This window comes from Nocardiopsis sp. SBT366 (genome assembly GCF_001083815.1).
GTDB classification, from domain to species: Bacteria; Actinomycetota; Actinomycetes; order Streptosporangiales; family Streptosporangiaceae; genus Nocardiopsis; species Nocardiopsis prasina.
Window position 1 is genome coordinate 20,213 of the sequence record NZ_LAVM01000073.1, and the last position, 7,972, is coordinate 28,184.

The following is a 7,972-nucleotide window of genomic DNA, read 5'->3' on the forward strand; positions in this document are numbered from 1 at the left end:
CCCTGCCCGGACCGTTCCCGGGCAGGGCGGTGTCAACCGGCGGGCGCGGCGCTCACGTGGATGGCGCCCCCACACGCACACGGTCGCTGTCCTGGTCGGACAGGAACAGGGCCAGCAGCCGACCCTGCTCGGCGACCTCGTCGCGGTCGGCTCCGGTCAGGGGCCGCAGCGGGGTGACCGCCACGGTGCCGTCCTCGGATCGCCAGGTCGCGGAGACCCGGCCGTCCACCAGCACCACGCGTTCGCCCGCCACAGACAGCCCCCGGTGCTGGTCGTCGATGATCCGGTTCCGGTACTGGTAGCCGAGGACGGCGTTGTCGAAGGCGGGCAGGAACCGGGCCGGGGCCGTGGTGTCGGGGTCCGGGCGCGGCGCGTCGGGCAGGTCCAGCAGCTCACGGCCGCGTTCGTCCCGGAAGGACACCAGCTCGTCACGGACCGCGGCCACCGCGGAGGGCAACCCGGCCAGCCCGCACCAGGAGCGCAGGTCGGTGGAGGTCGCGGGGCCGTAGGCGGCGAGGTAGCGACGGACCAGGGCCCGCCCGACAGGGTCGGAGCCGTCCGTGATCAGCGGGTCGACCTCCCGGCCGAGCCAGGAGGACAACAGCACGTTGCGCACCCCGCCCCCGGTCCGCCACAGTCCGCGCGGCGGGGCCTGCGCCACCGGGACCAGGGCCGAGATCAGCATCTCGCCCAGCGGGCGCCGTCCCGGGTCCGGCCAGCGGTGGGAGAGCTCCGCGACCAACTCGGTCATGGAACGGGGCCGACCGTCGGACATCACCTCCCGTCCCGCCTCCGCGAGTTCGTCCAGGTCCACCTCGCGCAGGTCGTCCCGGTAGACCCCCATGACCTTCTGGCGCAGCATGGCGGCGAACCGGGACCGCCAGGCGAGGGCGTCCTCGGCGGTGACCAGGTGCACGGTGCGCCGCATGAGGTGGACCCGCACCACCCGCCGTTCGGTCAGGAGGTGGGACAGCGTCGAGGCCTCGAAGGACCGCATCCGGGTCCAGAGCCCGACGAACGGCTCCTGGGGTTCCTGCGCCTGGAGTCCGCCCAGGTGGGACACGGTCTCCAGCGCCGACCGCCCGGAGGATTCGAGCAGCCCCTGCCGGGCGAGGGTGGCGCGGTTGAGCGCCCGGTCGTCCAGCACGGTCGCGTTCCTGGTGGGCATGGTCTGTTCCCCTGCTTCCTCTTGTACCGGGGGAACCCTCGCAGAGGTGGAGGCCAGGTTCTGTCCTCCATTGACCGACGCGGCGCCGGTACCCGCGTTGGAGCCGGCCCCCGGCGGCTCGCACACGGAAGCGGAGGTCACCTCGGGGCCGCGCTCACGGGGCGTCGGAGGGGCCGTAACGGTCCAGGAGCAGGCGGGAACGACCCACGATCCCCTCCTCCGGGACCGGCACCTGGGGCGCCCCCTCGGCCAGGAAGCGCTCCGCGATCCCGGTCAGCCTCCGGTCGAGCTCCGCTGAGGCCGCCGACCGGTCGGAGAGGGCCAGGGGCAGGCCCTCCGCCCACGCCTTCCACCGGGGCCGGTGGTAACCACCGACCAGACCCGCCCACAGACGTGCGGCGTAGTCGTCGAGCACGGTGTCCTCGGACGTGGTCCAGACGGTGAGGATACGGCGGGCGTTGTCCCGCAGGACACGGAGTTCGGTCTCGTCGGTGGCCCACGTCCGCGCGCGAGCCTCCCAGGTCGAGTACCGGTACTCGGGTCGGGTGGCCAGGAGCGCGTCGAGGTCGTCGAACACGCGCAGGAACCGCTCCACGCCGTCCGGTGGGACCTCGCCGTGCCCGGCCGCAGCCTCCACCAGGTCCGTGTAGCGGTGGTCGGCGACCCTGGCCAGGACCGCCATGGCGACGTCGGCCAGGTCGCCGCCGAGGGGACCGTCCGCGAGTCCCGGGCTCCGTTCGGCCGCGCCCACCAGGGACTCCCAGGCCCCGACGAGATCCGCCCACTCGTACCAGACCAGCCCGGAGACCTCCGACCGGACGCGGCCGGGGGAGCCGAGGTCCGCGTAGCCCGGTCGCGCGGTCAGGACCCCGTTGAACTGCTCGGGGAAGATCCGTAGTTCCGACGCGCCGTAGACGGTGGCGTTCAGCGCCCGCCAGGCCGCCAGGAGGGCCGGGTCCGCGTCCGCGCCGTAGCGCCCCCGGACGAACCCGGGCAGCCAGTCCCGGGACACGTTCCCGGTCCGGGTCCACACCTGGTCCGCCACGAGCTCGAAGAAGGCCGGGTTGTTCCGGGTGGCCTCCATGGCCAGTCCCAGGCCCACGGGGCGGTTCCCGGTGGCCTTGGCCGCGTTGATCCCGTCCACGGCGCCCTGGAGGTCGCCGATGGGGTCGGTGCGTCCGCCGAAGTTGAGGAGGGCGCACCAGACCCACGTCTTGGAGCCGAACGAGTCCAGGCGGGACCACTGGGGATCCTCCTCCGCCCAGAGGTCGAGGACCAGCAGGCGTTCGTCGGGGACCGCGTCCAGGAAGGCGTTCACCCGGGAGTCGGACCAGAAGTCGCGCTGGTAGGAGAAGGGCCAGGCCTGGAGTGCCCACACCGCGTCCGGGTCGGCCCTGGTCAGGCCGTCCAGGGTGGCCCGTGCCACCGCTCCGGGGAAGGCGGGGTCGGCGTTCACCGGGACCATCTCGATGAAGGGGTCGATGGCGTACAGGTGGTCGGTGCCCAGCAGACGGGTCTGGCTGCGCGCGATCTCCTCGGCCACGCGTGCGTACAGGGGGTCGGCGGGGTCCAGGACGTGGGTCCGGAAGCCCTGCCAGGTGCGGGTTCGGGTCCGGCCGGGTGCCAGATCGGCGGGGACGTGCCCGGTGAAGCCGGGGAGTGCCGGGGTCATGCCGAAGGAGCGCTGGCGTTCGAGGACCCGCCGGGCCAGGGCCAGGTGGCCGTCGATCCACGAGGAGGGCATCGGGCCGGGGAAGCCGTCCAGGTTGCCCATGTACTGCCAGGGCAGGTAGCCGGGGCCTCCGAGGAACCGCAGGAGCGTCGACTCGTCCAGCCCGAGTCCGGTGTACGCGTCGAGCAGCACCGCCTCGTGGCCCAGCAGGGTGAGGGGCATGGTGACGCCGTGCAGCGCCATCCAGTCGGTCTCGCGCTCCCAGTCGTCCCAGTCCCAGTAGGCGGACGTGTACCCCTGAGTGCAGAAGTTCAGGTAGTAGAGGTGGTCGGTCTCGGCGGTCCTCTCGGTGGTCGGGGCGTCCGGGAACTCGGTGACCGGCAGGGGGCGGGGGGTGTCCCAGCCGACCGCGACCGCGCAGACGCTCCGCAGATAGGTGTGCAGACCCACGGCGGCGGCGAGCGCGTCGGTGGCGGCGACCTTGAGGACGCCCGCCTCGGCGCGGTACTCGAAGGACCGTTTCCGCGCGTCGAGCGATCTGAAGTGGACTTCCGGATGGGCGGGACCGAGAATCCTGGTGACCAAGCCGGTCACCACTGAATCCCAAATTGGAGGATTTGTTGCAATAGCGGACATTTAGGTTATCCAAGTTGCGTCGTGAGAATTCAGTTACGTACAGTACATAATTGATCTGAGGCCGGACAAGCCTTGGGGTGCCAGGCCTCGCCATATCGCGCCGGGGCGGGTGCGTGGTGGTGAAATGCCCCCCGACCTGCGAACTCCCCCCGCCGCTGTTCCCCTTTTTCGTGTGTCGGGGGTTCGGTGGGCGGTTTCCCCAGGAGGTTCGGCACCCCCCGCGAAAAAGGATCACGGAGATTCAGGATGCCCCCCAAGGAAAAGGTTCTGCGCCCCGCCGCGTTCTCGCTGGCGAGCGCGTCGGCCGTGCTCACACTCACGGCCTGCGCCGCCCTCTCCGGCGGTTCCGCCCAGGACAACACACCCGACAACGTCTCCACCGACATCAGCGACGTGGAGGCCACCCTGACCCTGGCCTTCGCGGACGACCCTCCCACCCATGAACTGGTGGAGGGCTTCACGTCCCTGTACCCCAACGTGAACATCGAGCTCCAGCAGACCCAGTTCACGGACTACGTCAAGACCATCAGCCTGTCGATGACCTCGGACGACGCCCCCGACATCGCGCAGTACAACCCCGGGGCGATGCGGTCGCTCATCCCGGGCGGCCACATCCTCAACCTCGACCCCTACGCCGAGGCCTACGGCTGGGACGAGGCCTTCCCCGAGGCGAGTCTGGAACCCCTCCAGTCCAACGACGAGGCCTCCGAGTTCGCCACCGGCAGTCTCTACGCCGCCCCCGGAGCCCTCTCCGTCCTGGGCGTCTTCTACAACACCGAGGTCCTGGAGGAGGCCGGGGTCCCCGAGCCGCCCGCGACCCTGGATGACTTCGAGTCCGCCCTCGAACTCGCCCACGAGGCCGACATCGCCCCCATGAGCGTGGGCGGCCTCGAAGTGGGCGGCTTCCAGATCTGGAACGCCCTGCTCAACGGGCTCGGAGACCACAGCGAGTACAAGGACTGGGTGTACGGGGCCGAGGGCGCCACGATCGAGACCGAGGCGGCCGCCGAGGCCACCGAGACCTTCCACCGCTGGGTCGAGGCCGGGTACGTCACCGAGAGCGCCAACGCCACCTCGGACAACGACGCCCGCGCCGAGTTCGTCGACGGGGAGAGCATGTTCCTCGTGACCGGCAACTGGGCCGCCTTCGAGCTGGAGGCGGAGATGGGCGACGATGTCGGCTTCCTGCTCATGCCCGGCACCACCGTGGACCAGGCACCGGTCGCCTCCGGCGCCAGCGTCGCCTACGCCGTGTCCTCCCACACCGAGCACCCGGACGTTGCAGCCGCCTTCCTCGACTACCTCAGCAGCGTCGAGGCGGCCGAGATCCAGCTGGCCACCGGCTTCATGCCCGTGGACACCCAGGCGCCGATCGAGAGCTACGGCCTGTTGAACGAGGTCAACTTCGGCTTCTCGACGGTCGCGGACAACGAGGGGATCGTCCCCTTCCCGGACTACGCCACGCCCGGCATGATCGACCAGCTCACACCCGGAATCCAGGGACTCATCTCCGGTAGCGCCACTCCGGAGGAGTTCCTCGCCTCGTTGCAGGCCGAATGGGAAAGCCACCATGAGTGACGGCGCTCCAGCGCAACCGCACTCCACGCCCGCCCCCGCGCCGACCCACGGCGCCGGGGGCGGGCGCCCGCGTCGGAGGAGGCGGGTCCGGGCCGGGCTCAAGGGCTGGCTCTACCTGCTGCCGGCCCTGGCCGTCTACGGCGGCTTCGCGATCTACCCCGCGCTGAGCACGTTCTCCTTCTCCTTCCTGGACTGGGACGGGGTCCAACCCCCGACCTGGGCCGGGCTGGAGAACTACGCGCGGGTCGTCACGGACCCGCTCCTGGTCGGGGCGATCGGCAACGGGCTCGTGCTCATCCTCTTCTTCTCGATCGTCCCCATCGCGGTGGGGCTGCTGATGACGGGGCTGCTGACCGCCCGCGGCGGCCGGGGTACCACCTTCTACCGGACGGTCTACTTCCTGCCGCAGGTGCTGCCGCTGGTGGCGGTGGGCACCACCTGGCGCTGGCTCTACAGCGGCGACGGTGCGGTCAACGAGTTCCTGGGTGCGGTGGGGCTTGGTGGGCTGGCCCGCTCCTGGCTCGCCGACTACCACGTCGCGCTGGTCGCCCTCGGACTGATCGGCACCTGGTGCATGAGCGGCCTGTGCATGGTCCTGTTCATGAGCGGCGCCCAGAAGATCGACCCGGCGCTGCACGAGGCCGCCGCGCTCGACGGGGCCGGACGGCTGCGCCGGTTCCTCCACGTCACGCTGCCCGGGCTCCGCAAGGAGATCAGCATCGCGGGCGTCATCACCACCATCGCCGCGCTGGCGAGCTTCGACCTCGTGTACGTCACCACCAACGGCGGCCCCGCCGGGCAGACCAACGTCCCGGCCCTGCTCGTCTACCGGCTCGCCTTCAACGAGGGCGACATCGGAGCGGCCAGCGCGCTCGCCGTGGTCCTGACCCTGCTGGTCATCGCCCTGGTCAGCGTGATCCGACTGCTCGCGAGGGAGAAGTGATGCGTCGAGGAGTCCCGCTGTCGGTCCTGCGCCACGGTGTGCTGACCCTGATCGCCGTGCTGGTCCTGTTCCCCTTCCTCGGGATCGTCCTGGCCGCGCTGCATCCCACCGGCACCCAGGTCGGGGGCCTGAGCGTGCCGGACACGTGGTCGTGGGAGAACTTCCGGCTCGCCTGGGAGGCGGGACGCTTCGAGCAGCTGACCAAATCGGGCTTGGTCATCGCCGCGTTCGTCGTGCCGCTGACGGTCTGCTTCGCGACCCTGGCCGGGTACGCGCTCTCGATCCTCGGCGTGTGGGGCGGCCGCGTGCTCTCCCTCGCCTTCGTCCTGGGCCTCACCCTGCCGGTCGAACTGCTGGTCATCGCCCTGTACCTCAACCTGCGCGAGGTGGGCCTGACCAACACCTACACCGGGGTGGTCCTCGCCGAGGTCGCCCTGTTCCTGCCCTTCGGGGTGTACTGGATGCAGTCGCACTTCGCCGGGGTCCCCAAGGAACTGGTGGAGGCGGCACGGGTGGACGGTGCCCGCGACAGCGTCGTGCTGGCCCGGGTACTGCTCCCGATCTCCTGGCCCGCGATCACCACACTGTCGGTCCTGGTGTTCATGTGGTCGTGGAACCAGTTCCTGCTCATCCTCGTGATGATGCAGACCCCGGCCCTGCGCACCGCGCCCACCGGCCTGGGGCTGTTCGTCGGCCAGTACGGCACCGACATCCCGCTGCTCTCGGCGGCCAGCCTGATCGTGATCGCCCCCATCGTGGTCGTCTACCTGGCCTTCCAGCGCAGTTTCGTCAACGGCATCACCCGGGGCGCGGTGAAGGGGTGACGGCGGGAGAGGGGGACGGCGGGGCAGAGGATCGGTTCGCGGGGCCCGACCGCCGTGACGGGGGCCGCCGGGACTTGACCCGGCGGCCCTTTCCGCTAGGAGTCCCCGGTGCGCCGGGCGCGCTCGGGCTCCTGGCCGGAGGCGCGGACGGCCAGCCCGACCGCGCCCATGACGGTGAGCAGGACGGCGAGGCCGCCCCACACCATCGGCTGTGTGACCAGCATGTCCCCGGACGGTTGCCCGGGCGTTCGCCCGCCGTCGCGGCCGGTCACTGTCACGAGCAGCAGGACGACCACGGCGGCGGCCGCGAGGAGGCGGCCGCAGAGCCGGGCCAGGGCCGGGAACACCGGCCCCCTTTGGAGGTCGGACCGGGTCAGGCGCTCCTCGGGGCGAATGGGCGTGAGCAGCCTGGCCAGGAACAGCAGGGCCACGGGGAGCTGGAGCGCCCACACGAAGGTCCGGAACGCGCCGTCGAACCACACGTTGGTGCCGTACAGCAGGGTGTGCCACACGCTCAGCACGTAGACGACGATGACGAACCGGTGCAGGACCCGCCACAGCCGCGACCCGGTCCAGGCCCGCACGTAGAACGACAGGCTGAGCGGAATCGCCAGGTAGAGGGCGATCAGCCCCAACAGGATGGCGACCTGACCGGTCCCCGAGGAGTACCCGCCGGGAACGAACACGTCGACGAACGCCGAGAACAGCAGCGGCAGCGTGCCGAGGCCGTCGTCGTTCTGCCTGAGGAGTTCGAGGAAGAACGCGAGGGCGTGGCCGAACATCAGCGCGATGGTGGTGACGCTGGTGACCCGGTGCCAGCGTTCCAGCCGGGAGTGCCTCACGGGGGACGACGGGATCGGCATGGTCGCTCGCAGCAGGCCGACCATGACGGTGATCCACGCCCACAGCAGCGCGGACCAGCCAAAGGCCTGGCAGGCCCAGTACAGCCAGTACCGCTGGGCGTCCGCGAGGTGGGGCATCACCTCCAGGGTCTGGGAGGTTCCGCCCTCGACGCGCAGGTACAGGACCACGAACATCACGAAGGTGACGGCCAGGGCGGCGGTGGCGTCGAAGAGGAGGTGGCGCAGGTCGGATCGGAGCGTGCGGCGGTCGAGGCGGGGCTTCCGGGCGGCTCCGGGGGAGAGTTCGTG

Annotated in this window: 6 protein-coding genes; 3 read left to right on the forward strand and 3 right to left on the reverse strand. The window is 70.9% G+C overall.

Going from position 1 to position 7,972, the window contains the following annotated elements; genetic code table 11:
* Positions 1-52 precede the first annotated feature (52 nt).
* Both ADX84_RS19890 and ADX84_RS19895 read right to left on the reverse strand, forming a co-directional pair.
* Positions 53-1,168: a winged helix DNA-binding domain-containing protein gene (locus ADX84_RS19890; RefSeq protein ID WP_049577512.1), complete on the reverse strand. Its 1,116-nt coding sequence runs from the start codon at positions 1,166-1,168 to the stop codon at positions 53-55.
* A gap of 154 nt (positions 1,169-1,322) precedes the next feature.
* A complete protein-coding gene (locus ADX84_RS19895) occupies positions 1,323-3,476 on the reverse strand; it encodes an alpha-N-acetylglucosaminidase TIM-barrel domain-containing protein (RefSeq protein WP_049577517.1) in 2,154 nt (717 codons plus the stop codon).
* A 246-nt stretch (positions 3,477-3,722) separates the two neighbouring features.
* On the opposite strand from ADX84_RS19895, the gene ADX84_RS19900 reads away from it, so the two are divergent.
* From ADX84_RS19900 to ADX84_RS19910, 3 genes are read left to right on the forward strand one after another with little or no spacing between them, the layout of a single operon-like run.
* On the forward strand, positions 3,723-5,054 hold the full coding sequence (locus ADX84_RS19900) for an ABC transporter substrate-binding protein (RefSeq protein ID WP_049577521.1): 1,332 nt from the start codon (positions 3,723-3,725) through the stop codon (positions 5,052-5,054).
* Entirely contained in the window at positions 5,047-5,997 is a 951-nt protein-coding gene (locus ADX84_RS19905) for a carbohydrate ABC transporter permease (protein ID WP_049577526.1), read from the forward strand. Before ADX84_RS19900 ends, ADX84_RS19905 begins: the two co-directional genes overlap by 8 nt.
* Positions 5,997-6,821, forward strand: coding sequence for a carbohydrate ABC transporter permease (locus ADX84_RS19910; RefSeq protein WP_049577565.1), 825 nt, complete (start codon positions 5,997-5,999; stop codon positions 6,819-6,821). The genes ADX84_RS19905 and ADX84_RS19910 overlap by 1 nt, the downstream gene beginning before the upstream one ends.
* Positions 6,822-6,916: 95 nt before the next feature.
* Here the strand turns inward: ADX84_RS19910 and ADX84_RS19915 are convergent.
* Positions 6,917-7,972, reverse strand: a 1,056-nt coding sequence (locus tag ADX84_RS19915) for a ferric reductase-like transmembrane domain-containing protein (protein ID WP_049577568.1), incomplete at its 5' end; no start/stop codon positions are given.

Coding starts and splice junctions, on each gene's coding strand:
- ADX84_RS19890 (WP_049577512.1), bottom strand. CDS start 1,168: ATGCCCACCAGGAACGCGACCGTGCTGGACGACCGGGCGCTCAACCGC.
- ADX84_RS19895 (WP_049577517.1), bottom strand. CDS start 3,476: ATGTCCGCTATTGCAACAAATCCTCCAATTTGGGATTCAGTGGTGACC.
- ADX84_RS19900 (WP_049577521.1), top strand. CDS start 3,723: ATGCCCCCCAAGGAAAAGGTTCTGCGCCCCGCCGCGTTCTCGCTGGCG.
- ADX84_RS19905 (WP_049577526.1), top strand. CDS start 5,047: ATGAGTGACGGCGCTCCAGCGCAACCGCACTCCACGCCCGCCCCCGCG.
- ADX84_RS19910 (WP_049577565.1), top strand. CDS start 5,997: ATGCGTCGAGGAGTCCCGCTGTCGGTCCTGCGCCACGGTGTGCTGACC.